19 protein-coding genes and 1 tRNA gene are annotated in these 22,502 nt (G+C 66.0%); 5 read left to right on the top strand and 15 right to left on the bottom strand.

The window, feature by feature from the left end:
* Nucleotides 1–40: 40 nt before the first annotated feature.
* From U5919_RS09670 to hemB, 8 genes are all read right to left on the bottom strand, one after another.
* Nucleotides 41–742: a hypothetical protein gene (locus U5919_RS09670; protein ID WP_336023968.1), complete on the bottom strand. Its 702-nt coding sequence runs from the start codon at nt 740–742 to the stop codon at nt 41–43.
* 66 nt (nt 743–808) lie between these two features.
* Nucleotides 809–2,167 carry a glutamate-1-semialdehyde 2,1-aminomutase gene (gene hemL, locus U5919_RS09665; protein ID WP_336023967.1) on the bottom strand — a complete coding sequence of 453 codons (1,359 nt, stop codon included), beginning with the start codon at nt 2,165–2,167 and terminating at the stop codon, nt 809–811.
* Nucleotides 2,168–2,244: 77 nt separating this feature from the next.
* Nucleotides 2,245–3,102, bottom strand: coding sequence for a CPBP family glutamic-type intramembrane protease (locus U5919_RS09660; protein WP_336023966.1), 858 nt, complete (start codon nt 3,100–3,102; stop codon nt 2,245–2,247).
* 109 nt (nt 3,103–3,211) lie between these two features.
* The gene (gene glnK1 / locus U5919_RS09655; protein ID WP_336023965.1) at nt 3,212–3,580 is read right to left on the bottom strand and encodes a nitrogen regulatory protein GlnK1; all 369 of its coding nucleotides are present in this window, start codon (nt 3,578–3,580) and stop codon (nt 3,212–3,214) included.
* A complete protein-coding gene (locus U5919_RS09650) occupies nt 3,577–4,995 on the bottom strand; it encodes an ammonium transporter (RefSeq protein ID WP_425604214.1) in 1,419 nt (472 codons plus the stop codon). The genes glnK1 (U5919_RS09655) and U5919_RS09650 overlap by 4 nt, the downstream gene beginning before the upstream one ends.
* Before the next feature lie 536 nt (nt 4,996–5,531).
* Entirely contained in the window at nt 5,532–5,891 is a 360-nt protein-coding gene (gene glnK1 / locus U5919_RS09645; RefSeq protein WP_336023963.1) for a nitrogen regulatory protein GlnK1, read from the bottom strand.
* Entirely contained in the window at nt 5,884–7,311 is a 1,428-nt protein-coding gene (locus U5919_RS09640; RefSeq protein WP_336023962.1) for an ammonium transporter, read from the bottom strand. The genes glnK1 (U5919_RS09645) and U5919_RS09640 overlap by 8 nt, the downstream gene beginning before the upstream one ends.
* Before the next feature lie 335 nt (nt 7,312–7,646).
* Nucleotides 7,647–8,627 carry a porphobilinogen synthase gene (gene hemB, locus U5919_RS09635; protein WP_336023961.1) on the bottom strand — a complete coding sequence of 327 codons (981 nt, stop codon included), beginning with the start codon at nt 8,625–8,627 and terminating at the stop codon, nt 7,647–7,649.
* Nucleotides 8,628–8,736: 109 nt separating this feature from the next.
* Between hemB and U5919_RS09630 the strand changes: the two genes are divergently transcribed.
* Together U5919_RS09630 and U5919_RS09625 are read left to right on the top strand one after the other, a co-directional pair.
* Nucleotides 8,737–9,261, top strand: a complete 525-nt coding sequence (locus U5919_RS09630) for a DedA family protein (protein ID WP_336023960.1) — start codon at nt 8,737–8,739, stop codon at nt 9,259–9,261.
* 66 nt (nt 9,262–9,327) lie between these two features.
* On the top strand, nt 9,328–10,032 hold the full coding sequence (locus U5919_RS09625) for an Sjogren's syndrome/scleroderma autoantigen 1 family protein (protein WP_336023959.1): 705 nt from the start codon (nt 9,328–9,330) through the stop codon (nt 10,030–10,032).
* Between the two features lie 7 nt (nt 10,033–10,039).
* Here the strand turns inward: U5919_RS09625 and U5919_RS09620 are convergent, their stop codons facing one another.
* Nucleotides 10,040–11,062: a S24/S26 family peptidase gene (locus U5919_RS09620; RefSeq protein ID WP_336023958.1), complete on the bottom strand. Its 1,023-nt coding sequence runs from the start codon at nt 11,060–11,062 to the stop codon at nt 10,040–10,042.
* Between the two features lie 111 nt (nt 11,063–11,173).
* On the opposite strand from U5919_RS09620, the gene U5919_RS09615 reads away from it, so the two are divergent.
* Complete coding sequence (locus U5919_RS09615; RefSeq protein ID WP_336023957.1) at nt 11,174–12,847, top strand: DNA-directed DNA polymerase II small subunit; 1,674 nt, start codon at nt 11,174–11,176, stop codon at nt 12,845–12,847.
* Nucleotides 12,848–12,859: 12 nt separating this feature from the next.
* On the opposite strand, the gene U5919_RS09610 is transcribed toward U5919_RS09615, so the two are convergent.
* The gene (locus U5919_RS09610; RefSeq protein WP_336023956.1) at nt 12,860–13,474 is read right to left on the bottom strand and encodes a hypothetical protein; all 615 of its coding nucleotides are present in this window, start codon (nt 13,472–13,474) and stop codon (nt 12,860–12,862) included.
* A 229-nt stretch (nt 13,475–13,703) separates the two neighbouring features.
* Between U5919_RS09610 and U5919_RS09605 the strand changes: the two genes are divergently transcribed.
* Nucleotides 13,704–14,882, top strand: coding sequence for an aspartate kinase (locus tag U5919_RS09605; RefSeq protein ID WP_336023955.1), 1,179 nt, complete (start codon nt 13,704–13,706; stop codon nt 14,880–14,882).
* Between the two features lie 29 nt (nt 14,883–14,911).
* Here the strand turns inward: U5919_RS09605 and U5919_RS09600 are convergent, their stop codons facing one another.
* The 5 genes from U5919_RS09600 to U5919_RS09580 all read right to left on the bottom strand — a co-directional run bounded on the left by U5919_RS09600 (nt 14,912) and on the right by U5919_RS09580 (nt 21,976).
* Nucleotides 14,912–15,595: a metallophosphoesterase family protein gene (locus U5919_RS09600; protein ID WP_336023954.1), complete on the bottom strand. Its 684-nt coding sequence runs from the start codon at nt 15,593–15,595 to the stop codon at nt 14,912–14,914.
* A 57-nt stretch (nt 15,596–15,652) separates the two neighbouring features.
* A complete protein-coding gene (locus U5919_RS09595; RefSeq protein WP_336023953.1) occupies nt 15,653–16,228 on the bottom strand; it encodes an IMP cyclohydrolase in 576 nt (191 codons plus the stop codon).
* A 79-nt stretch (nt 16,229–16,307) separates the two neighbouring features.
* On the bottom strand, nt 16,308–17,606 hold the full coding sequence (locus tag U5919_RS09590; protein ID WP_336025554.1) for an MFS transporter: 1,299 nt from the start codon (nt 17,604–17,606) through the stop codon (nt 16,308–16,310).
* 377 nt (nt 17,607–17,983) lie between these two features.
* Complete coding sequence (gene nasA, locus U5919_RS09585) at nt 17,984–20,077, bottom strand: assimilatory nitrate reductase NasA (RefSeq protein WP_336023952.1); 2,094 nt, start codon at nt 20,075–20,077, stop codon at nt 17,984–17,986.
* Nucleotides 20,078–20,164: 87 nt separating this feature from the next.
* Nucleotides 20,165–21,976 (bottom strand): nitrite/sulfite reductase, encoded by a 1,812-nt coding sequence (locus U5919_RS09580; protein WP_336023951.1) that lies wholly within the window; start codon nt 21,974–21,976, stop codon nt 20,165–20,167.
* A 390-nt stretch (nt 21,977–22,366) separates the two neighbouring features.
* On the opposite strand from U5919_RS09580, the gene U5919_RS09575 reads away from it, so the two are divergent.
* Nucleotides 22,367–22,439: transfer RNA gene (locus U5919_RS09575), tRNA-Gln, on the top strand.
* Nucleotides 22,440–22,502 lie beyond the last annotated feature (63 nt).

Here is a 22,502-nt window from a genome sequence, read left to right as displayed (position 1 = left end):
GCGGACGTGGCGGCGGATTCGGGCGTACTTCGTCCCTGATTCAGGGCGTTCCGACCGCGACGTGGCGCTTGTACAGGTAGTAGATCGCGAGTACGACGCTGAGCGTGAACGCGCTGAGGACCTCGGTCGCGAGCGCCGCGAGCCCCCAGACGAGCGGGTCCGGCGTCCACGAGGCGTCGGACTCGGCGATGGCCCGCGCGTCGACGTACGTCGCGATCGGGTACATAATCGACAGCACGAGGCCGAGCAGTCCCAAGACGGGGACGACGATGAACGCGCCGAAGATCGTGGCAATGCCGCCGGTGAGGAAGAGATCGAAGAGGAACGCGCCGACGAACAGGATCGCGAGCAGGCCGCCGAGAACGACGTACAGCGGGATCGCCGCGATCCAGTACCACCACCGCGAATCGACGCTCGCGCGGGGGAGCAAGCCGCCGATCGGGTCGTCGAAGTCCTTCTCGGCGGTCGACTGCGAGGTCGCCGCGCCGGTCGCGCCGGTCGATTCGGTCCCGCCAGTGCCGGTCCACGGGTCGTCGCCGCGAGGGCCCGGCCGGGTGTCCTCGCGGACCGGGCTCGACGCGCCGGACTCGCGAGTCTCGCGGCGGCCGATTCCGGGGTCGTGCGTCGACGACGGGTCGTCCGTTTCCCCTCCGGGGTCGTCTCGGCCGGCAGTCGGCTCGTTGGGGTCGTCGACGGGGTCGTCGGTGTCGTCCGTCGGCTCGTCGTGTGGAGGGCTGCTCATACGCGGCCTTTCGCCGCTATCGTACAAAAAGGCGGGGGCGAGCCCGGATATGGGGCAGTACCGGTGTTAGAGCGCTTCCTTGTACGCTTCGAGCGTCTCCTCGACATCCTCGTCGGTGTGCGCGTAGGAGACGAACTGCGACTCGAACTGATTCGCCGTGAGGAAGATGCCCCGCTCTTTCATCTCCTGCCAGAAGATCCGCTCCCAGCGCTCGGTCTCTGCGTCGGCGACGTCCGCGCCCGTCTTCGGGCAGTAGTCGTACCGCGCGCACGACTCGTCCTGAACGCAGCCGGCGTCGCAGACCGTCGCGTCGCCGGCCCCGGTGTCGTCGGTCGCTTCGGGCCCCTCGCGCGTGAAGACCGTCTTGAACATCGAGTCGGTGCCGACGACCGTGTAGGCGGGCGCTTGGTCGGCGACGATGTCCGAAATTCCCTCTCGAAGGCGCTCGCCGAGGCGGTTCACGTTGTCGTAGACGTCGTTCTCGGCGGCGTATTTCAGCGACTCGTAGCCCGCGGCCATCGTCACCGGATGCCCCGAGAAGGTGCCCGACTGGAAGACGTCGCCCGCGGGCGTGAACCCTTCGAGGATCTCCGCCTTCCCGCCGATCGCACCGACCGGGAAGCCGCCGCCGACGATCTTGCCGAACGTCGTCACGTCGGGCGTGACGTCGAATTTGCCCTGCGCGCACTGGAGGCCGCCGACGCGGAAGCCCGTGATGACCTCGTCGAAGATCAAGAGCGCGCCGTGGGCGTCGGTCAGTTCGCGGAGTCGCTCGTGGTAGCCGTCGACGGGGTGGACGATGCCAGTGTTGGCCAGAATCGGCTCCGTCAGCACCGCCGCGATCTCGTCGCCGTATTCCTCGAAGACGCGCTCTGCGGCCGCGGCGTCGTTGAACGGGATCGGGAGGGTGTGCTCTGCGAACGACGAGGGGATGCCCGGCGAACTCGGCTGGGCGTTCTCGAAGCTCCCCTCGACGAGCGTCGACTCCTGCGCGCCGTGGTAGCCGCCCTGCATCACGACGATCTTGTCGCGGCCGGTGTAGCCGCGCGCGAGCCGGACGGCCGAGACGGTCGCCTCCGTCCCCGAGTTCACGAAGCGGATCATCTCGACGGAGGGGACGTGGCGGGCGACGAACTCCGCGAGGTCGACTTCGACCTCCGTCGGCGCGCCGTACATCGGCCCCTCCGACGCGTGCGATTGGACGGCCGCACGGACCGGGTCGGGCATCTCGTGGCCGTACAGGAGCGGGCCGTAGCCCATCACGTAATCGAGATAGCGGTTGCCGTCGGCGTCGACGACGTGCGCGCCGTCGCCGCGCTCGATGAAGAACGGGTACGGCCGCGTCGCCCGAACCGAGGAGTTGACGCCGCCGGGGATCACGGAAAGCGCTCTGTCGTACAGCGCCCGCGACTCGTCGTGTCTCATACGCGCCGCTTCGTCCGGGGTGTGCAAAATCCTTGTCGCTTCCGCGGACCGGCGGACGAGCCCGCTTCGATTCGGGCTCACTCGCCGCGGAGCCAATCGAGGGTCGCCGCGCCCGGGCCGGTCTCCGCGTCGGCTGCGACGCCGGACGCGGTCTGCTCGTCGACGCCGGACGCGGCCTGCTCGTCGACGTCGGGTGCAAATCGATCCGCGAGAAGGAGGCTCAGGGCGTCGTTCAGCGCGTGAATCGCGATGAGTGCCGGGAGCGAACGGAACCAGAGGTACAGGAGCGTCGTCACCAGCGCGGGCTGTGCGATCCGGAACACTGCGTGGCGGTCCCACGTGTCGCCGAGGTGGCCGAACGTGAACGCCAGAAAGGCGACGCCGCCGGCGAGCGGGACGCTGCCGGTGAGCGACAACAGCCGTTCGAACGCGTAGCCGTGGAAGGCCGTCTCCTCGGTCGCCCCAGCGGTGAACGCGACAAACAACCGCTCGGGGACCGAGAGGGAGGCGAACGAGCCGATTCCCACCGTGAGGCTCTCGCCGCCGTCACCGACGCGCGCCCACAGCGGTGCCGCGAGGACGTTCAGCCCCGAGAGGACGAGGACGCCGAGGCCGACCTGCTGGAGGAGGCGAACGGGAGCGTCGACCCGCCAGCCGATCGACGCCAGCGAGTTGCCCTCAGCGGCGACGACGACGAGCAGCGCCGTCGGAACCACCCACTTCCACGCGTGTTCGCGGAGGTCGAGCGGTCGGGCGGCGGCCGCATCGGCGACACCAGCGGCACCAGCAGTATCGCCACCAGCGGCACTGTCGGCACCGGCAGCATCACCATCGGCGGCGCGTCGGCCGTCGCGGGCTCGTCGCGCTCGATCGAGGAGCGTGAACCCCGCGAGCGCGACGACGAGCCCGACGGCGGTCACTGGCGTCAGTTGCACACCGAAAAAGAACGAGGGGTCGTCTTTGCTTTTTCTCTCCGAAGCGCTCCCGAAGTGTCTCCGAATCGCATCCGCGAGCGTCGATTCGGCGTCGCGAGGGCGACGCGCGCTATACCGCGTCCGGACCGGTCTTGCCCGTCCGGATCTGTCGGGCCGACTCGACCGGGAGGACGAACACCTTACCGTCGCCCTTCTCGCCGGTGTTGGCCGCCTCGGCGATGGCGTCGACGACGTCTTCGGCGGGGATATCGGCGACGACGCACTCGATCTTCACCTTCTGATGGAGGTCGACCGTGTACTCCTCGCCGCGCCACTGCCCCTTCTTCGCGGGCTGAGAGCCCCGTCCGGAGACGTTCGTCACCGTCAGCGACGGTGCGCCGATCTCCGCGAGCCCCTGTTTCACGTCCGAGAGCTTGTCCGGACGGATGTACGCCAGTACCATCTTGATCGGGATATCGTTGGATTCTGTGTCGCTCATAGGTCTTTCTCGGTTTCGTCGTCGGAAACAGTTTCGGCACGGTGCGAGTTCGGGGAGACGTCGGCGACGCCGCCGTCGGAGCGGATCACTCCGCCGTCGACGCGCGCGCCGGCGTCATCGGGACCGCCGAACTCGGGGTAGGTGTCGACGCCGTGTTCGGAGGAATCGAGGCCTTCGAGTTCGTGCGCTTGGGAGACGCGTGCTTGTCCGACCGCGCGGAACGCGCCGAAGACGAGCGCCGTGGCGGCGAACGTCCAGACGGAGATCACGAGGACGCCGACGACCTGCGGGATCGCCAGCGAAACGAACGACGCGTTGCCGTTCCAGAACGCCGTCGCGACGAACGGGTACGCGAGCGCGCCGAGGACGCCGGCGGAGCCGTGCACGGGGAAGACCGCGCAGACGTCGTCGATCTTGAGGCGCTTCTCGACGAACTCGAAGACGATCGGCAGCTGCGCGCCGGCGAGCAGGCCGATCGCGATCGCGCCGGGCCAGACGATGACGTCGGTGACGGAAGTGACGCCGACGAGCCCGGCGAGCAGGCCGTTCGCGACGTAGAGCGTGTCGACCTTGCCGGTCTTGTACGTCGCGACCGCCGCGGCACCGATCGCGCCGGCGGCCATTCCGAGCGTCGTCACGAGCGCGACGCGCCCGACCGTCGAGAACGAACCGAGGACGACTTCGCCCGAGTCAGAGAGCGCCAGCGGCGACGCCGAGGTACCGACGTTGAAACCGTACCAGCCGAACGCGAGGATGAGCGTTCCGAGGACGGCGAACGTCATCGAGTGACCGGGGATGACGTTCACGGAGCCGTCGTCGTTGAAGCGGTTCACGCGCGGGCCGATGATCCACGCGGCGGTGAGCCCGGCGATACCGCCCATCGCGTGGACGATCACGCCGCCCGCGAAGTCGTAGAACCCCAGCGCGTCGAGGAACCCGCCGCCCCACGTGAAGCCCGTGACCACGGGGTAAATGACCGCAGCGAGCAGAATCGTGTAACTCACGTACGCGCGGAGTTTCGCGCGGCCGGCGACCGCACCGGAGACGATCGTCGCCGCCGTCATCGCGAACACCGCGCCGAAGAGCCAGTTGACCCAGACGCCAGCCGATCCCGACTCGGGCGCGTAGAGGTCCGTGAACGCGCCGACGACGGAGTAAGAGCCGCCGCCGGTCGCGCCGCCGACGATCGTCGAGATCGCCGCGCCAGCGAGGAAGAACACTATGACGCCGACGCTCCACGTGAGCAGGTTCTTCGTCAGCTGGTTCGCGACGTTCTTCGAGCGGACTTGGCCCGCTTCGAGCATCGCGAACCCGGCGTGCATGAAGAAGATCAGGAACGTGACCGTCAAGACCCACATCATATTCACGCCCTCTACGACCGCGGACAGGTCCGATTGAAGCGCCGCACTCAGCATACGTTACCTCTCGTCGATGGTGCACCGAATTGGCTTGGACGTTCGTACATCATTTAGTCAGTTTTGGACAGATTCGTTTTGCGAATCTCGACTGATTCTATCCACATAGAGTATTAAAACACTTAGCGTTTATTTTGTAAAATTTATCCTCGATATTCAGACGTCTGTCAAAGTTACTATGGGATTAAAGGAATATAAGGGGAAGAAATCCGAAGAAGGAGGACAAATGTTGCCGAGTAACTCGACGGACATAGTATAACTAATCAGATAGATCGGGGCGGAATAGGCGCGCGCGCTCCGGGTCGCGGGCTGTTTCGTGGGAGAGGATCCGGTCCGAATCCGCGGGGACGCTCTCGAGACGAGGCACAAAACGATCAAAAGGCGTCGATACCGCGAGGTCGAGCGGCTCTCGAAACTGGCGGTCCAGCGGCTTCGACGACTCCACGCCGAATTCGCTCGGACGGACGAGAAAAGGGCGGTATCCGTGGACCGAACGAGTCCGGAGAGAATTCGATGCGGGCGTACGATTATCCCGATCAGACCGCGTCGGGACCCGTCGCGCCCGTCCGGATCTGAGAGGCCGACTCGACCGGGAGGACGAAAATCTTCCCGTCGCCCGGTTCACCGGTTTGTGCGCCGTCTTGGATCGCCTCGACGACGTCTTCGGCGGGGATGTCGGCGACGACGCATTCGATTTTTACCTTCTGATGGAGGTCGACCGTGTACTCCTCGCCGCGCCACTGCCCCTTCTTCGCGGGCTGAGAGCCCCGTCCGGAGACGTTCGTCACCGTCAGCGACGGTGCGCCGGCACCCGCGAGCGCCTGTTTGACGTCGCCGAGTTTGTCCGGACGGATGTACGCCATCACCATCTTGATCGGCGTCTCCGAGTCACTCATCGCCGCTCACCTCCGCGTCCGGAGCCGCTGCGTCGCCGTCGGTGACGCTTCCCGGAGTGGAGACGTCTCCGTGGAGAACGCTCCCGCCGTCAGTACGGAGTTCGCCGCCGTCGGCCGCGACGGTGCCGTCACGGCTCTCGTTCGGCACGAACTCGGGGTAGACCGAGACGCCGTGTTCGCCCTCGTCGAGGCCTTCGGTCTCCTCTTCTTCGGTCACACGGAGGCCGACGACCGCGTCGATGACCGCGAGGACCACCGCCGAGGCGACGACCGTCCACAGGGCGATCACGACGACGCCGACGACCTGCAACACGAACTGGTTGAGCGCGAAGCCGCCGACCGCGAAGAGCGGGATCAGCGCCGTTCCGACCGCGCCCGCGACGCCGTGGACGGCGAAGACGCCGCAGACGTCGTCAATCTTCAGTCTGTCGACGGTGAAGTGGAACGCCGGAAGCACGAGGAAACCGCCCAGTCCACCGAGCAGCGCACCGCCCCACCACGTGACGTGGGGAACCGCGCCCGTGACCGCAACGAGCCCGGCGAGAATGCCGTTCGCGGTCCAGAGCGGATCGGGCTTCCCTTGGTAGCGCGCGGAAGTGAGCATCGCCATCGCACCGCCCGCGCTCATACCGAGCGTCGTCACGAGGGCGACGCGACCGAGCGCCGAGCCCATGAACGTGAGCGTACCGTCGTCGGCGACCGCGAGGATCGTCGCCTGCGTGCCGACGTTGAAGCCGTACCAGCCGAACGCGAGGATGAACGTTCCGAGGACCGCGAGCAACATCGAGTGGCCCGGGATCGGCTGACTGTTACCGTTCGAGTCGTAGCGGCCCTTGCGCGCGCCGACCATCTTGGCTGCGACCAAGCCGGCAACGCCGCCGCACATGTGGACGACGGTCGCGCCGGCGAAGTCGAGGTAGCCCGCGCCGAGCGCCCCGCCGATGAAGCCGCTACTGGAGAGGAGCCCGCCGCCCCACGTGAAGCCGACCACGACGGGGTAGATGATTGCCACCATCAGGACGGTGAAGAGCACGTAGGCGTCGAAGTTCATCCGTTCTGCGACCGCGCCGGAGACGATCGTCGCCGCCGTCATCGCGAACACCGCGCCGAAGAGCCACCCGATCCACGCGTTCGAGTCGCCGATGTGGGCGAACGCGCCGGCGATGTCACCGCCCGAGGTGAGGCCGCCGACGATGCCTACGACGGCGGCACCGACGATGAAGTACACCAGCGTCCCGAGGATCCAGTCGGTCATGTTCTTCATCAGCACGTTGCCGACGTTCTTCGCGCGGACCTGCCCGGATTCGAGCAGGGCGAAGCCCGGCTGCATGAAGAAGATCAGGAACGTGACTACGAGGACCCAGACGTTGTTGATCCCGTTCGCGACGGTGGTCGGATCCACCTGTAAGAGCGTGCTCATTCGAGCACCTCACTGTCCAAACGTTTGTCTACCAATACGCCAAATACGACGTGTTTCGTGGATTGAATCACGAGAGATGATCAAAGAGAGGAAATATATAAAGATTGGAGTTGAATATGTCTAAAATACCTATGTCTATCCAGACATTCGTATAATTTAGGTAAGAATATAAGGTGACTAAGGTTGAAGAGTGTTGGAAAGGCTGCAGTTACTCCACAGATATTGGACATTCGTTCAGGCAATTCCTGCCAAATCGGCTGTTTCAGGTTGCGCGCGGCAGGGTTCGTGACGACGGGTACGTCGGCCGCGAGGGAGAGACTATCGGGGGGGTTCGATCAGAGCCGCGCCGCGAGATCCTCGGCGAAGTACGTGATGATGAGATCGGCTCCGGCGCGTTTCATCGCGAGCAGCGATTCGTGGGCCGCCCCCTCCAAGTCGAGCCAGCCGTTCTCCGCGGCGGCGTGGATCATCGCGTACTCGCCGGAGACGTTGTACGCGGCGACCGGGTGGTCGAACGCCTCGCGGACCGAGCGCACGACGTCGAGGTACGCGAGCGCGGGCTTGATCATCAGCACGTCCGCGCCCTGTTCGACGTCGAGTGCGACCTCCCGGAGTGCTTCGCGCCCGTTTGCGGGGTCCATCTGGTAGTGACGGCGGTCGCCGAACGCGGGCGCGCCGTCGGCGGCGTCGCGGAAGGGACCGTAGAAGGCGCTCTCGTACTTCGCCGCGTAGGACATGATCGGAACGTCCTCGTGGTCGGCGTCGTCGAGGCGGGCGCGGATCGCCCCGACCATCCCGTCGGTCATCGAACTCGGGGCGACCATATCCGCGCCCGCGTCGGCGTGCGAGACCGCGGTCTTCGCGAGCAGTTCGAGCGTCGGGTCGTTCCGGACGGTGAGCGTCGGGTCCGACTCGGCGTCGGCTTCGAGCACGCCGCAGTGGCCGTGGCTTGTGTACTCGCAGAGACAGACGTCGGTGATCACGTACGCGTCGGTTTCGGCCGTGATGTCCCGGACGGCCGCTTGGACGACACCGTCTCGCGCCCACGCGCGGGATCCGCGCTCGTCTTTCGACTCGGGAATCCCGAACACCATCACCGCCTCGACGCCCGTCTCCAACACGTCTTCGACGCGGTCGACCGCATTAGAGACGGGAACGCGTTCGTGGCCCGGCATCGACTCGATCGGCACGCGCTCGTCGGTGGTCGCGTCGACGAAGACCGGTGCGACGAGGTCTCGGGCGGTCAGTTCCGTCTCGCTGACGAGCGACCTGATGCCGTCGCGTCGGAGCCGTCGCGGCCGGTCGGTGAGGTTCATACCGGGGTTTCGGGGCCAGTGGAAAAAATCGCATCGGAGTCGCGGCCGGTATGGTCCTCTCCGAACGCGAACGAAATACGTTTGTGAATCTCCCGAAAAGGTACAGTTGATGCACGTGCCGCCACTGGTCCTCCAACTCGACGCGATGCCTCCCCGGCTGACGGCACTCTTGGAATCCGAATGGGCGTACCTCGCGCTCTTCGGCGTCTTCGTGCTCGAAGGCGCGATGCTGATGTACTTCATGCCGAGCGAGCTCATCGTCCCGGGATCGCTCTTGCTTCTCGGCGGCGACGCGCTGATTCCGGTGCTCGCCGTCGCCGTGTTGGGAGCCACGCTCGGCCAGTACGCGCTGTTCAAGGTGGCACAGCGCGGCGGTCGCGAATACCTCCTCTCGAAGTCGTGGTTTCGCATCAGCGAATCGAAACTCGACCGGTTCGACGGGTGGTTCGAGAAGTGGGGCCCGATCGTCGTGCCCGTGAGCAACGCCCTGCTCTTCACCCGCGGGATGCTCACTGTCCCCGCGGGCTTTGCCGAAATGGACGATCGGCAGTTCGTCGCGCTGTCGGCCGTCGGCACGCTGATCTTCGAGGTCGCGCTCGCGGGACTGTTTCTGTACGCGGACACGCTGCTCTGAGTGGCCGTCCAGATCCGTTTCACGTCGGCGGAGGATTTTTCGAGGTCGGTCGCGTTCGGAACAGACGTGAGCGACTTCGACGAGGAAGCGGAGCGAGAGCGACTGCGCGAAAAGTACGAGCGAGACGAGGAGCGGCGCAAGGAGACCCAGCAGATGAGCGAGCTGCTGTTGAAGGGCGCGACGATGACCAATCGACACTGCAACGACTGCGGGTCGCCGATCTTTCGCTACCAAGGCCAGGAGTTCTGTCCGAGTTGCCAGCGCGTCACAGGCGAGGGCGACGCCGACGCGCAGGCGGGAGACGGGCAGACCGCGGCAGATAGACAGGCAGCCGCGGACGAGCAAGCGACGGCGGCTCAGCAGCCGGGGCCGGACGCGCAAACGACTTCCGACGAACGCGGAGCGGCCGCAGACGGTGCTGCATCCGGCGTCGGTGTCGCCGACGAGGCCCGGACCGCGACTCCGGAGGCGGCCACGGCAGGGCGGGGAGCCGGGGTGGGATCACAGGCCGACGTCGCCGACGACGCCGGGGGCGAACCATCGACCCCACAGGACGCCGAGCGGCCCGCGCCGACGCGAGACACCGGACTGTCGACGCCGACAGCCGACGCCACGTCCGCGTCCGCCGACGACCGGGGGGCCCGCGAGGCGCTGCTCGGCGCGTTGACGCGGCACGCCCGACTCGCCGAGGAGACCGACGACCCGCGGCGCGCAAAGGAGCATCTCGCGGCGGCGCGGGAGGCCGCCGCGGCGCTCGACGAGCTGGACTAACCTCGGTTCAGCCGGCCAACGCCCCGGCCAATTCGAGCCTGATGTGTCCCAAGTACGGGATACGCAGTCGCGCGCTGCCGCGGATCCACTCGGGGCGAACCGGTCCCGCGGTGTCGGCGACGCTCGTGACCTGATCGTACTGACCGTTGGCGTCCCCTTTCGTGATGAACCCCGCGTGCGGGGCGGGGCAGTTCGGGAGCTCCCCGCAGTTGTCCGCGCGCATGTGCGCCGGGTCCGCCCGGTCGTACCAGTTTTCGCCCTCCTCGACGTGTAAGTGCGCCCGGTGGATGATCGGCGATCCGGCGCGGCCGGGCGGCGCATAAATGACGACAGATCCGTTGCCGCCGAAGCTCCGGTACCCCTCTTCAGTGCCGATTTCGACCGTCACGACGCCGGTGTCGCCGTAGGCGTAGTCCGGCGTGAAGCGGTGCTCCTCGGTGACGAAGATGAGATCGCCGCGGTACATCTCCGGTTCCATACTCCCGCTTTCGACGGCGACCATCGGCGGCCAGACGCCGCTGATGGCGAACAGCAGGAACCCCACGGCGACGACCGCGAGCGCGCTGTAGAGCGTCTCGCGGATGAACAAGAGCGGACCGCTGCGTGCGGTTCGAAAGCGCGTAATGAACCCCGCGTCGCCGTCGGATGCCCGGGTTCCGGGTTGGGGGCGAGGACGGCGGGATTCCCGACGGGAGGCGGCGACGCTAGGGGGAATGTGGTCGTCCTCGTCGGCATCGCGGATCGAGTCGTCGGTTGCTGTCGAATCGTCGGTCGCCGTCGAATCGTCGGTCGCGGCCGGTTCGTCTGCGTCGGACGCTTCGCCGGTTTCGGCCGCTTCGTCTCCATCGTCCGCTTCGCCTGCGCCCAGTGCGTCGACTGGTTCGTCTGCGTCCGTCGGATCCGGGCTCTCAACCGCGCTCTCGTCGCGCTGCGCCCCGTCGTCGGCGACGTCCCCTCGACCGGACGGGGCCACGTCGTCGTGCGGCGCGTCGTCCGGACGATCCGGCGTGTTCCCGTCTTCGTCCGTCATCTACCGGACGTTCTGCGCCGCCGCGTTTCAACCTTCTGACCACGGTGCCGGGAGGTCACCCGTGATGCCCTCGTTCAGTACGTTTTTCTTCCGCTACCGCGTTCGGCCGGTGTGCCCCTGGAGACGCCGGTTCGGATCGTGCAGGAACTCACCGCGCGCGGATACAACGCCGAACAGGAGGCCGTGACGCTCATCGCGAGCGCCGATAACCCGGATCGAGCGCTCAGCCGGGTCGTCGAGTCCGTTGACGACACCGCCCTCCGAATCACGGCCGCGGACGTCCGGAGCGCGCTCGCCGAACCGTCGGCTGCAGCGGATCCCGACGGAATCGAGAGCGAGATTCCGACGCAGTCAGACCCCTCTGTTTCGACTGGAGAAACGGGATCGATTTCGGAGGAAACTGCGGAGGATCAAGATAGTGGAGTTCCACAGGAAACGAAGGGGTCTGGCGGCGGTCGTTCGACCGAATCGAGTTCGACTCCTGAACCGGATGCGACCCCCGAACCGAACACGACGGCTGGATCGAGCACAACTCCTGAACCGAACACACCGGTCGAACCACGCGCCCGCGATCCCTCGCTTCGCTCGCTGGAAGTCAGCGGCGACGTGACCGGCCAGAGCACCGGGACGGGCGAGTACGGCGATTTCGTGAAGGTGTTCAGAGACCGCTACGAGAAGCTCTCGAAGCAGCTCCGCGGGCGAGTGAACCATCGGCCGGCCAACGCCATCCAGTCGATGAGCGGTGGGACCGACGCGGCGATGATCGGCCTCGTCAACGACGTCCGCTCGACGAAGAGCGGTCACTGGCTCGTTGAGTTGGAGGACACCACCGGGACGTTCCCCTGCCTCGTGATGAAAGACCGGGGGTTCGCCGAGCTGGTCGACGAACTGCTACTGGACGAGTGCATCGCTGTCGAAGGCACGCTCTCGGACGACGCGGGGATCATATTCGTCGACTCGATGCACTTCCCGGACGTGCCGCGGACGTACACGCCGAACACGGCGGACAGACACGTTCAGGCGGCGCTCATCTCCGACGTCCACGTCGGCAGTCAGGAGTTCGTCGCCGACGCGTGGGGGCGCTTCGCCGACTGGCTCCACACCGAAGAGGCCGAACACGTGGAGTACCTGCTCATCGCCGGCGATATGGTCGAGGGCGTCGGCGTCTACCCGAATCAGGACGAGGAACTCGACATCGTCGACATCTACGAGCAGTACGAAACGTTTTCGGAGCATCTCAAGGACGTCCCCGGAGATATGGAGATTCTGATGATCCCGGGGAATCACGACGCCGTCCGGCTCGCCGAGCCCCAACCGGGATTCGACGAGAACCTCAGAGACATCATGAGCGCTCACGACGCCCGAATTACGGGAAACCCGTCGTTCGTGACCGTCGAGGGCGTGAAGGTGCTGATGTACCACGGCGTTTCGCTCGACGAGGTCATCGCGGAGCTGCCCGCCGAGAAGGCGAGCTACGACGACCCCCACAAGGCGATGTATCAGCTCCTGAAGAAGCGTCACGTCGCGCCACAGTTCGGCGGGAAGACGCGTCTCGCGCCCGAGGAGAAGGACTATCTGGTGATGGAGGAGGTTCCGGACGTGTTCCACACCGGCCACGTGCACAAGCTCGGCTGGGGGAAGTACCACGACGTTCTCGCCGTGAACTCCGGCTGCTGGCAGGCCCAGACCGACTTCCAGAAGTCGGTCAACATCGACCCCGACGTCGGCCACGCGCCGATCCTCGACCTCGACACGCTCGAGATGACCGTGCGGAAATTCATTTGATTCCGAGAGTTCTCACTCGGTGGAAAACCGGTATTTCGTCGTGGGTTCACCACCGAAGCGCGGCCCCGGGCCGACTAACTCGAAGCCCGCGGCCTCGGCTGCAGACGTGATTTCCCTGTCGGACTCCGGTACGACGAGCGCGACATCAAATCCCTCGTTGACCGCGAATCGGACCGGCTCGGCGAGCAGCCGTTCGGCGACCGCGGCGTCGCCGGCCAGTTGCGTGACGTGGACCGTTCCGTCTTCGACGTCGAACGCGACGAAACCGCGGATGGACTCGTCGGCGGGAGCGTCGTCAGGGTGGGCGGTCTCGCCAGCGGTGGGTTGGGCGGCTTCGTCAGTTTCGGTAGCCTCGCCAACTTCGCCGGCTGCATCGACATCGGCCGTCTCGTCGGCGGCGCGGTCCGTGTCAGTCCGTTCTGCATCGGCGTCCGCGTCAGTCCGTTCCACGTCGGTAGTGCGTTCGGCGGCGACGTCCGCGTGCGGCCCCGGATCGCGGTGCGGTGCGACCGCGAGGCGGACCGTCCGGTCGTGGACGACGTTGCGGAGCACGTCGGCCGGGAGGTCGACGATGGCCCCGAGCGACTCGGCGTCCGTCTCGACCGCGTCTCGGACCTCGACGTCCATACCACTACCTTCGGGCGGCAACAACTTAAACTGACGCGGGAGTTTCGACGGCGGGTACGAGACGTGTCGAACGATCGAGTCCCGGACTCGTTCTGTCGGAGCCGACGTCGCGGAGAAACTCGGCAACGGTTGAGACGGGAGACAAGATTTTACACTCCCCCCGGTAAAGGTCGGCTATGTCAGAGCACCACTCGCAGCTCAGTCTCGTCTGCCGACAGGAGGCCCGACCGTGCGCGTAGTCGCCAAGTTCGGTGGGACGTCGCTCGGAAGCGGCGATCGGATCAACCGCGCCGCCGACTCGATCGCCGCCGCGGTCAAGGCGGGTCACGAGATCGCCGTGGTCGCGAGTGCGATGGGCAATACGACCGACGAACTCTTAGAGGAGATCGAGTTCGACGCCGAGGACCGCGACCGCGCGGAGATCGTCTCGATGGGCGAGCGAACGAGCGTCCGGATGCTCAAGGCCGCGCTCGCCGCACGCGGCGTCAACGCCGTCTTCGTCGAACCCGGCGCGGACGAGTGGCCGGTCATCGCGAACGATCTCGGCGAGGTCCACGTCGAGGAGACCCAGCGGCGCGCGGGCGAACTCGCGGCGGACCTCGATCACGTCGTCCCGGTCATCACGGGCTTTCTTGCGCAGAACCTCGACGGTGAGATCACGACGCTCGGCCGCGGCGGATCGGACACGACCGCGGTGATGCTCGGTCGGTACATGGACGCCGACGAGGTCGTCATCGTCACCGACGTCGAGGGCGTTATGACCGGCGATCCCCGCGTCGTCGAGGGCGCGCGAAACGTCGGTCGAATCACCGTCGACGAGCTGCGGAACCTCTCGTTTCGCGGCGCGGAAGTGGTCGCTCCGTCGGCGCTGTCGTACAAGGACGACGACCTCGACGTCAGGGTCGTCCACTACCAACACGGCGACTTACTCACCGGCGGGACGCTCATCGAGGGGCAGTTCCAGAACCTCATCGATATGCAGGACGAGCCGCTCGTCTGCGTCACCGTCGCGGGGCGCGCGATCCGGAACAGCCCGGGCATCCTCGCGGACCTCTCCCAAGCGCTTCGGGAGGCCGAGATCAACATCGACGCGGTCGCCTCCGGGATGGACTCGGTGACCTTCTACGTCGGCGAGGACCGCGCCGAGGAGGCCGAGAACCTGCTTCACGAGAAGGTCGTCGACGACCAGACGCTCTCGTCTGTCACCGTCGACGACAACATCGCCGTCATCCGCGTCACCGGCGGGGAGCTTCCGAACCGCCCCGGCGTGATTCAGGACATCGTCCAGCCGATCGCCGAGGCCGGGATCAACATCCACGACGTCATCACCTCCGCGACCTCCGTCGCGATCTTCGTCGCGTGGGACGACAGAGAGGAGACGCTCGAAATCGTCCAAGACGAGTTCTGAACGGGGTATCGGCCCAACGAGGCCACCGATCACCGACCATCGTACAGCCGCGTTCCGATTCGTTCGGGAAGTCCGGCGTCGTCGACGGCGTCCGCGACGACGTCGACGTCGTACTCGACGCGCCGCTCGTCGACCGACAGATCGTCGAGATCGACCACGGCGTAAGCCGCCCGCGGGTCGCCGTCGCGCGGCTGGCCGACGCTGCCGGGGTTCATCACGATCCCTTCTTCGAACCGCTCGTGCCCTTGGACGTGGGTGTGTCCTGTCACCAGCACGTCCTCATCGCCGAGCATCGACGGCGAGAACTCCTCGGGGTAGGTGTACCGGTCGGGGTCGTCGGGGTGACCGTGGACCAGTTTGATCGACCCGTCGAGGACAGTTCTCGTATCCGGAAGCGCCGAGAGCCACGCGATCGCGTCGTCGTCGAGTTCGCGCCGGGCGTACTCCACCCCCGCGGCGGCCATCGAATTGAATCGGAACGACGTGTCCGCGGCCGTCGCGCGGTCGTGGTTGCCCATCACGGTCGGGATCTCCCGTTCGCGCACGGCCGCGACGCACTCGGCGGGCCACGGGTTGTAGCCGACGACGTCGCCCGCGCAGACGACCGCGTCGGGCGCGTCGCCGTCCGCTCCCGACGAGCGCGTGATATCGTCGAAGACGGCGTCGAGCGCGACCTTGTTCGCGTGGATGTCCGAGATGACGGCGACCTGCATACGCGAGGGTACGGCTCGGAAGACAAAAAATGCGGGCGAGACCGCGGCGCGCCGCTGTCAGCCGTTGTAGATACCGACGTCGACGTCACCCTCGTCGTAGGTGACGGCCGCGGCACAGACGGCGTGCTCGTAGTCGAGGCCGTACGCCGCGCGGGCGAGGGCGGCCGGGTCGCCGGCGTCAGCGCCGAACTCGATCGGTGTCGGCTCGTCCTCCTCGTAGGTCGCGACCAGCGTGGGCTCGTCGACCGCCTCGACGAGGAGCGCGTCCCGGCGCACGATACCGACGTACGACTCCTCGCCGACGACGCCCGCGACGCGGGGGGTGTCGTAGTCGTCCTTCTCGTAATCCAGCGCGAGCAGCGCCGAGGCGAGCGCGTCGCGCGCGGGGTAGCCGAGATCCAACTTCTCGGCGATCGGGTCGACGTGGGAGCCGTTGCCGACGACGACGGAATCGCCGCCCTCGCGGACACAGTTGTAGGAGACGTAGGGGTTGTCGTTCTCGGGCGCGTCCGGCGTCGGCGCGACCGTCAGCGTGCCGTCGCGGTCGACGATCTGCCGGTTCGGAAACGATCGAGAGGAGACGCGGTACGCGCCGAAATCGGGCGCAACGATCACGAATCGGCCGATATACATACACGAAGATGGTCAAGAGCGGAATAAATAGGTGGTGGATTGTGCACGAACGGGCGGCAGTCGCCCCGCTTCTTTCCAGTCAGTCGTCCGCCGGAGCGGTCGTCCGACGATCGCTCGTAAAGCCGTCCTCGTTGGCGACGCTCGCGATCTTCGGCTGGAACACCCACGCCGTCAACAGGACGATCGGGATCATCGACGCGGCGACGATCGAGTAGCCGGTATGGAGGTTCGGGAGGAACTGCGCGGAGTAGACGAGCGGGTAGACGATGCCGCCGACGGTCCCGACGCCGCCGACGACGCCCGCGACCGCGCCGGAGCTGTTGGGGAACATCGCCGGGACTTGCGCGAAGATCGACCCCTCCGCCAGCGCACAGCCGGTGCCGACGAGGAAGCCCGCCGCGACCGCGATGAGCACCTCGCCGGTGAGCCCGGCGGCGGTCATTCCGAGCATCGAGCAGACGACGAAACACAGCGTGAGGAACGTCCACTGCTCGCGGTAGCGCCCGGTGAAGAACGGAAGGATGTCCTTCTCGTTACGGGCCAGCACGTCGCTGACGTAGCCGCCGATCGGGCGGAGCAGTCCCGCGGCGATCGAGAACGTCGCCGCGAAGGTGCTGGCCAGCACGAGGTCGTTCGTCGCGAACCCCTCGCGGTAGTAGGTGGCGAGCCAGCCGTTCATCGACAGTTCGAGGCCGAACGTCATTACGTACGCCAGCGCGAGTACGACCGTTCCGTACCGGGTCGCGGTGTAGAACCAGCCTCTGAAGCTCGCGTTGTCCTTCGTCGCTTGCCGCTTTGCGTCGCTCTTGGCGGCCTCACCGAGCGCGTAGTACGCGACTGCCAAGACGATCGAGACGACGCCGGTGTAGAAGAACGCGGCCCGCCAGTTCGTCTGGAACAATGGTCCGCTCCACCCCTCGCCGAACACGCGCGGGAGGACGAGCGCGCCGCCCGCGGCCCCGGCGTTGCCGATCCCGGCGTAGATTCCCTCGGCCGTGCCGAGTTCTCCCTCTTCGAACCACTCGGAGACGTGCTGGATACCGATGACGAACGTGATTCCTGCCGTTGCGACGATGAGTCGTTCGATGAAGAAGACCGCGTAACTCTGGGCGAACGCCGAAGCCATCGAGAAGACCCCGACGTACCCCAACACGATGGCGAAGACCGTCGGTGCGCCGTACTTATCGGAGAGCCAGCCAGTGAGGATCCGTCCGAACGGCGCGAGCCAGATCGCGGCGCTGGCGAGGATTCCGATCTCCGCGAGCGAGAGCCCGAACTCCTCGGCCATCGGTCCGGTGAAAGGCGCGAAGGAGAACCAGATCAGAAACGAGAAATTGAATCCGACGGTCGCGAGCAGCAGCGTCCGGTACTTCGTCATCCGGATCAGACTCATAGCAGCGCCCCGGATCTAACCAAATCTTCACTTTTATTTATTGAAACATCGCATTCAGGCGATTGAATCGAGTCTAGGTGAGTGTTTGCCCACATATTCACGATTCAATTGATCGTTATCCGCCTGATAAGCGTATTCCTTATCAAATACAGTGTGTTAGGTGGACTAGGTAGGAATACAATCTAGTACCGAGTGTATTAATGTAATTATACAGTTTTGATTTCAATTTGTATTTTTCTATACAGTATATTACAAATATTTCGTTTTGTCGACGCCACACCGAGGAGAAGAGCCGTTTGCTCGCCGCAACCGCTCCGAAACGCGCAATCCCGGGCGATGAGAAATGAAAACGGAAACGGCAGTCAGTCGTCGGCGCGGCCCGCGGCCGACGCGGTCGGCGTCGACACAGAATCGGACGAAACGAGCCGAACCGCACACTGTTTGAAGTGCGGTTCCTTCGACTTGGGATCGCGGTCCGGAAGCGTCAGCCTGTTCGTTTCGGGGTGGTGGATCGGGAGCCAGACCACGCCCTCGGGGACCGCCTCGTCGCGGTCGACTGTCGCCGTCACCGATGCGCGGCGCGAGACGATCGAGAGCCGGCCGTCGACGCACGCGTCGTCGTGATCGGCGACCGTGTCCGGGTGGATCCGCGCGCACAGCTCGCCCGATTCGCCGCCGCGAGAACGGACGCCGGTGTTGTAACCGTCGGCCTCGCGCGCCGTCGTGAGCGTCAGCGGGTACGACTCGTCGGTGGGTTCCGGCAACGCTCCCTGTCGACTGGTCGAAAACTGGGCGTTACCCGTCGCCGTCGGGAACGACCACGCCTCGTCGCCGTCGGGGCGCTCCTCGTAGTAGCGGTAGCCGCCGCCGTCGTCGGGATCGGACGCGGGCCAGCGGATCGCATAGACGTCGTCGAGGACGTCGTGAGAGATACCCGAACAGTCCGCGATCGTCCCTTCGGTCAGCGCCGCGAACTCCTCGAAAACGGCCGCCGGATCGGGATCGCGCGTCGGGAACAGCTCCGGGAACAGCCGTGAACCGACCGTCGCGATAAGCTGTGAGTCCGAGCGGACGCCGCTCGGGGCGTCGGTCGCCGCCCGGACGCGGGAGATCGTCCGCTCCATATTCGTGGTGGTGCCCTCCGACTCGCCCCACGTCGTGGCCGGGAAGACCACGTCGGCGAGTTCGGTCGTCTCCGTGTGGAAGGCGTCCTGTGCGATGAGGAAGGTGTCCGCCAGTCGCTCGCGCGCCGCGTCGGCATCGGGCATTCCCGCCGCCGGGTTGGTCGCGACCGTCCAGACGGCCGCCGGTTCGGATTCGAGAATGCCGACGGGACCGGGGCCGGGGTCGTTGGGGAGGCGATCGGCGGAGACGCCCCAGTGCTCGGCGACCGTCCGGCGGTGATCGGGGTCCGCAAAGGGCCGCTGACCGGGCCACGTGCCCTTCGAGGAACACACGCGCGTCCCCATCGAGTTCGCTTGGCCGGTCAGCGAGAACGGCCCCGCGCCGGGGCGGACGTTGTCGGTCGCGAGCGTCAGGTCGACGAGCGCCCGCGCGGTCTCGGTCCCCTGCACGTGCTGGTTGATCCCCATCCCCCAGTAGAGGAGCGTTCGGCGATCGAACGCGTCCGCGAGGAGGTCGACGTCGTCGGGATCGACGCCCGCGTCGCGCGCAGCGGTGCTCGCGTCCGGAAGCGCGTCCAACAGCGCCTCGAAGCCGTCAGTCGCGGTGTCGACGAACTCGTGGGCGATCCGGTCGGTCTCCACGAGCCGGGCGAGCACGGCCCGGGCGAGCGCCAAGTCGCGACCCGGTTCGGGCGCGACGTGGTGGGCGGCGTTCTCGGCGGTCTCCGAGCGCACGGGGTCGACGACGACGATCTCGACGTCCTCCTCGTCGGCGGCGCGGCGGATCCAGCGGAACAGCACGGGATGTGCGACCGCGGGGTTCGCCCCCCAGACGACGTGTCGCTCGGCGTCGTCGATGTCGTCGTAGGTGCACGGGGGCGCGTCACTGCCGAACGCCTCGTAGTACGCCGTGACCGCGCTGGCCATACACAGCGTCGTGTTGGCGTCGTACGAGCGCGTCCCGAAGCCGCCGCGGGCGACCTTCCCGAGGAGGTAGGCGGCCTCGTTGGTCTGCTGGCCGCTGCCGAGGATCGCGACCTCGTCGGGCCCGCGTTCCGCGGCAGCTCGGAGCCCTTCGACGGCGCGGGACAGTGCGAAGTCCCACGTCGTCCGTTCCAACTCGCCGTCCTTGCGAACGAGCGGCTTCGTGAGCCACTCGCCGTCGGGATCGCGGCTCTCGCCGATGCCTCTCGCGCAGGCCAATCCCTGATTGACCGGGTGGCTGGCGTCGCCGCGGACCGTGTCGATGCCGTAGCCGACGTCGACCGCGCGGTGCACGTGGCCACAGCCGACCGCACACCGCATACAGGTCGTCGGAACCCAGTCACTCATCGGTTCGGATGGACGTGTTGAACTCCCGCGGCACCGTGGCGCGGCGGGTGATTCGCGGCGTACGACACCGAGGCGTCATCATCGTGATCAATCGTCCGCCTCCAGCGGTCGCCCGTCCGAGTCGGTCGGTGCCGGGCCGGCCCCCTCGTCGAACGGGTACCACGACTGCTTGGCGTCGGTGAGACAGAGGTCCTCGTAGCCGTCGACCTCTTCGGGCTCGGCGAGTTCGACGATCGTCTCGTGGCCGGTCGCGTCGACCCACTGGCGGAACGTCTGCCCGGGTTCGCGGAGCGCCGCGTACGCCTCGAGGAGGTTCTGAACCAACCCCGGAATCTCGTCGGCGGGCACCCGTTGGCGGACCCACTCGATGAACGACGGCTCCGCGCCGATACCACCCCCGACGCCGACGTCGAGGGCTTCGACCATCTCGCCGTCCTTCCGCGCGCGCATCCCTTGGAAGCCGATATCGGCGGTCATCGCCTGTCCGCAGTCGGCGGTACATCCCGAGTAATGGAGCTTGATCCGCTCGACGTCGTCGGGGACGTCGACGTTGTCGCCGAGCCAGCGGACGAGCCGCGCCATCCGGGCTTTCGTCTCGGTGAGGGCGATCGAACAGAACTCCGTGCCCGTACAGGCCATCGCGCCCTGCTCGAACGGGTTCGGTTCGGGTCTGTAGCGCTCCAAGAGCGGCTCCGCGAGGAGATCCTCGAGGTCCTCGTCGGCGACGTCCATCACGAGCGGGTTCTGCCGGCGACTCAGTCGGATCTCGCCCGAACCGTAGGCGTCTGCGAGGTCGGCAAGGGTGAGCGCGTCAGCGGCGGGAAGCCGTCCGACCGGTACCGACAGGCCGACGTAGTTCCGGCCGTCGGCCTGCTCGTAGACGCCGACGTGGTCGTGCGGGCCGCGGTCGACGGGTCGCCCGGCGTTGTAGGTGTACTCGCCGCGGAAGTCGGTCCCGGCCGTCTCGAACTCGAAGTCGAGCCGCTCGTCGAGTTCCTCGCGGATGGCCTCCGTGCCGACCTCGTCGACGAAGAAGCGCGCGCGGTTCTTCGAGCGGTTCTGGCGGTTCCCCTCCTCGTGGTAGTACTCGACGAACGCGCGGACCGTCTCGACGGCGTGCTCGGGGCGGACGAAGAGGTCCAACGGTCGGGCCGGGCGGGGTTCGCGGCCGCCGAGTCCGCCGCCGACGCGGACGTTGAACCCCTCGACTTCTCCGCCGTTGCCGGACTGCGTCCGGCCGCTCGTCGAGGTCCCCTCGACCCCGTCGACGAACTTGTGTGCCGGTTCGAGGCCGATGTCGTTGATGACGTCCTGCGCGCAGCCCTGTTTGCAGCCGGAGACGGAGATGTTGAACTTCCGCGGCATATTCGAGAGCGCGTCATCGCCGCGAATCTCCGTCTCGATCTCGTCGAGGATCGGCCGGCTCTCGATGTACTCTTCGGCCTTCCCGGCGACCGGACAGCCGGAGATGTTCCGCATCGTGTCGCCGCCCGCAGAGCGCGAGGAGACGCCGACCGACTCCAGTTTCTCCCAGATCTCGGGGATGTCCTCCAGCTTGAGCCAGTGGAGTTGAATCGACTGTCGGGTGGTGAGATCGATCCACGCGTCGCCGAACTCCGGATTGGTCGCCGGGCCCGTCGCGTACTCCGCGGCGACCTCCCCGATCGCTCGCAGCTGCTCGGGGTCGAGTACGCCGCCGCAGTTGGTGAGCCGCATCATAAAGTACGACTCCTGTCCCGACCGCTGGTGGAAGATTCCCCAGAACTTGAACCGGGCGAACCACTCCTCGCGTTCGTCTTCGGGGATCGACTCCCATCCCTCGTCGGCGAATTCGAGCAGTGCCTCGCGAACCTCGTCACCGTAGCATTCCTCCTTCCAAGATTCTTTTTTGTGTGGCATATCAGAACATACGGTTACAATCGTCCACGATTGCACCAATTTCCGTGCGGATCATTATACGTCGCTGGATAGGTACACAGGAGACCGAGGCATAAATCTTAGGTTTAAAATATACAGAATTTTCTTGTTCTACACTAATTCTTCGGAGAATTCCACGTGTTAAGACAATATAAGGATGTAAAAACCCAGAAATACAGAGATTATTTCGAAAATTAGAATCAGATTGAGTGAGGGTCGTAGCAGCCTCCGTCGAGAGTCTGGAGCCAGACCATACCGGGCCCGACAACAGGGAGAGGCCAACGGCGATACCGGACTTCGCAACACTCATATGGAGCCGCGAGTTACGATTGGTCACGCAGTCGACGGGCGGCGTCGGCAGCGAGACAGCACAGTCCCATGGGGTAGTGGCCAATCCTGAAGCCTTCTGGGGGCTTCGACCCAGGTTCGAATCCTGGTGGGACTACTTTTCCGCGTTTTCGCACATTCTCGGCCGTGCTGTTCTGACGTATTATAAATAATATTGAAA

Source organism: Halobellus sp. LT62 (genome assembly GCF_037031285.1).
Taxonomy (GTDB): Archaea; Halobacteriota; Halobacteria; order Halobacteriales; family Haloferacaceae; genus Haloquadratum; species Haloquadratum salinisoli.
Note: the sequence above shows the minus strand (reverse complement) of the source record. Positions and strands in the feature narration are given on the sequence as shown.

Bases quoted from the DNA above. Each gene is read 5' to 3' on its own strand.
- U5919_RS09670 (WP_336023968.1), bottom strand. From the start codon at position 742: ATGAGCAGCCCTCCACACGACGAGCCGACGGACGACACCGACGACCCC.
- hemL (WP_336023967.1), bottom strand. From the start codon at position 2,167: ATGAGACACGACGAGTCGCGGGCGCTGTACGACAGAGCGCTTTCCGTG.
- glnK1 (WP_336023965.1), bottom strand. From the start codon at position 3,580: ATGAGCGACACAGAATCCAACGATATCCCGATCAAGATGGTACTGGCG.
- U5919_RS09650 (WP_425604214.1), bottom strand. From the start codon at position 4,995: ATGCTGAGTGCGGCGCTTCAATCGGACCTGTCCGCGGTCGTAGAGGGC.
- glnK1 (WP_336023963.1), bottom strand. From the start codon at position 5,891: ATGAGTGACTCGGAGACGCCGATCAAGATGGTGATGGCGTACATCCGT.
- U5919_RS09640 (WP_336023962.1), bottom strand. From the start codon at position 7,311: ATGAGCACGCTCTTACAGGTGGATCCGACCACCGTCGCGAACGGGATC.
- hemB (WP_336023961.1), bottom strand. From the start codon at position 8,627: ATGAACCTCACCGACCGGCCGCGACGGCTCCGACGCGACGGCATCAGG.
- U5919_RS09630 (WP_336023960.1), top strand. From the start codon at position 8,737: ATGCACGTGCCGCCACTGGTCCTCCAACTCGACGCGATGCCTCCCCGG.
- U5919_RS09620 (WP_336023958.1), bottom strand. From the start codon at position 11,062: ATGACGGACGAAGACGGGAACACGCCGGATCGTCCGGACGACGCGCCG.
- U5919_RS09610 (WP_336023956.1), bottom strand. From the start codon at position 13,474: ATGGACGTCGAGGTCCGAGACGCGGTCGAGACGGACGCCGAGTCGCTC.
- U5919_RS09600 (WP_336023954.1), bottom strand. From the start codon at position 15,595: ATGCAGGTCGCCGTCATCTCGGACATCCACGCGAACAAGGTCGCGCTC.
- U5919_RS09595 (WP_336023953.1), bottom strand. From the start codon at position 16,228: ATGTATATCGGCCGATTCGTGATCGTTGCGCCCGATTTCGGCGCGTAC.
- U5919_RS09590 (WP_336025554.1), bottom strand. From the start codon at position 17,606: ATGACGAAGTACCGGACGCTGCTGCTCGCGACCGTCGGATTCAATTTC.
- nasA (WP_336023952.1), bottom strand. From the start codon at position 20,077: ATGAGTGACTGGGTTCCGACGACCTGTATGCGGTGTGCGGTCGGCTGT.
- U5919_RS09580 (WP_336023951.1), bottom strand. From the start codon at position 21,976: ATGCCACACAAAAAAGAATCTTGGAAGGAGGAATGCTACGGTGACGAG.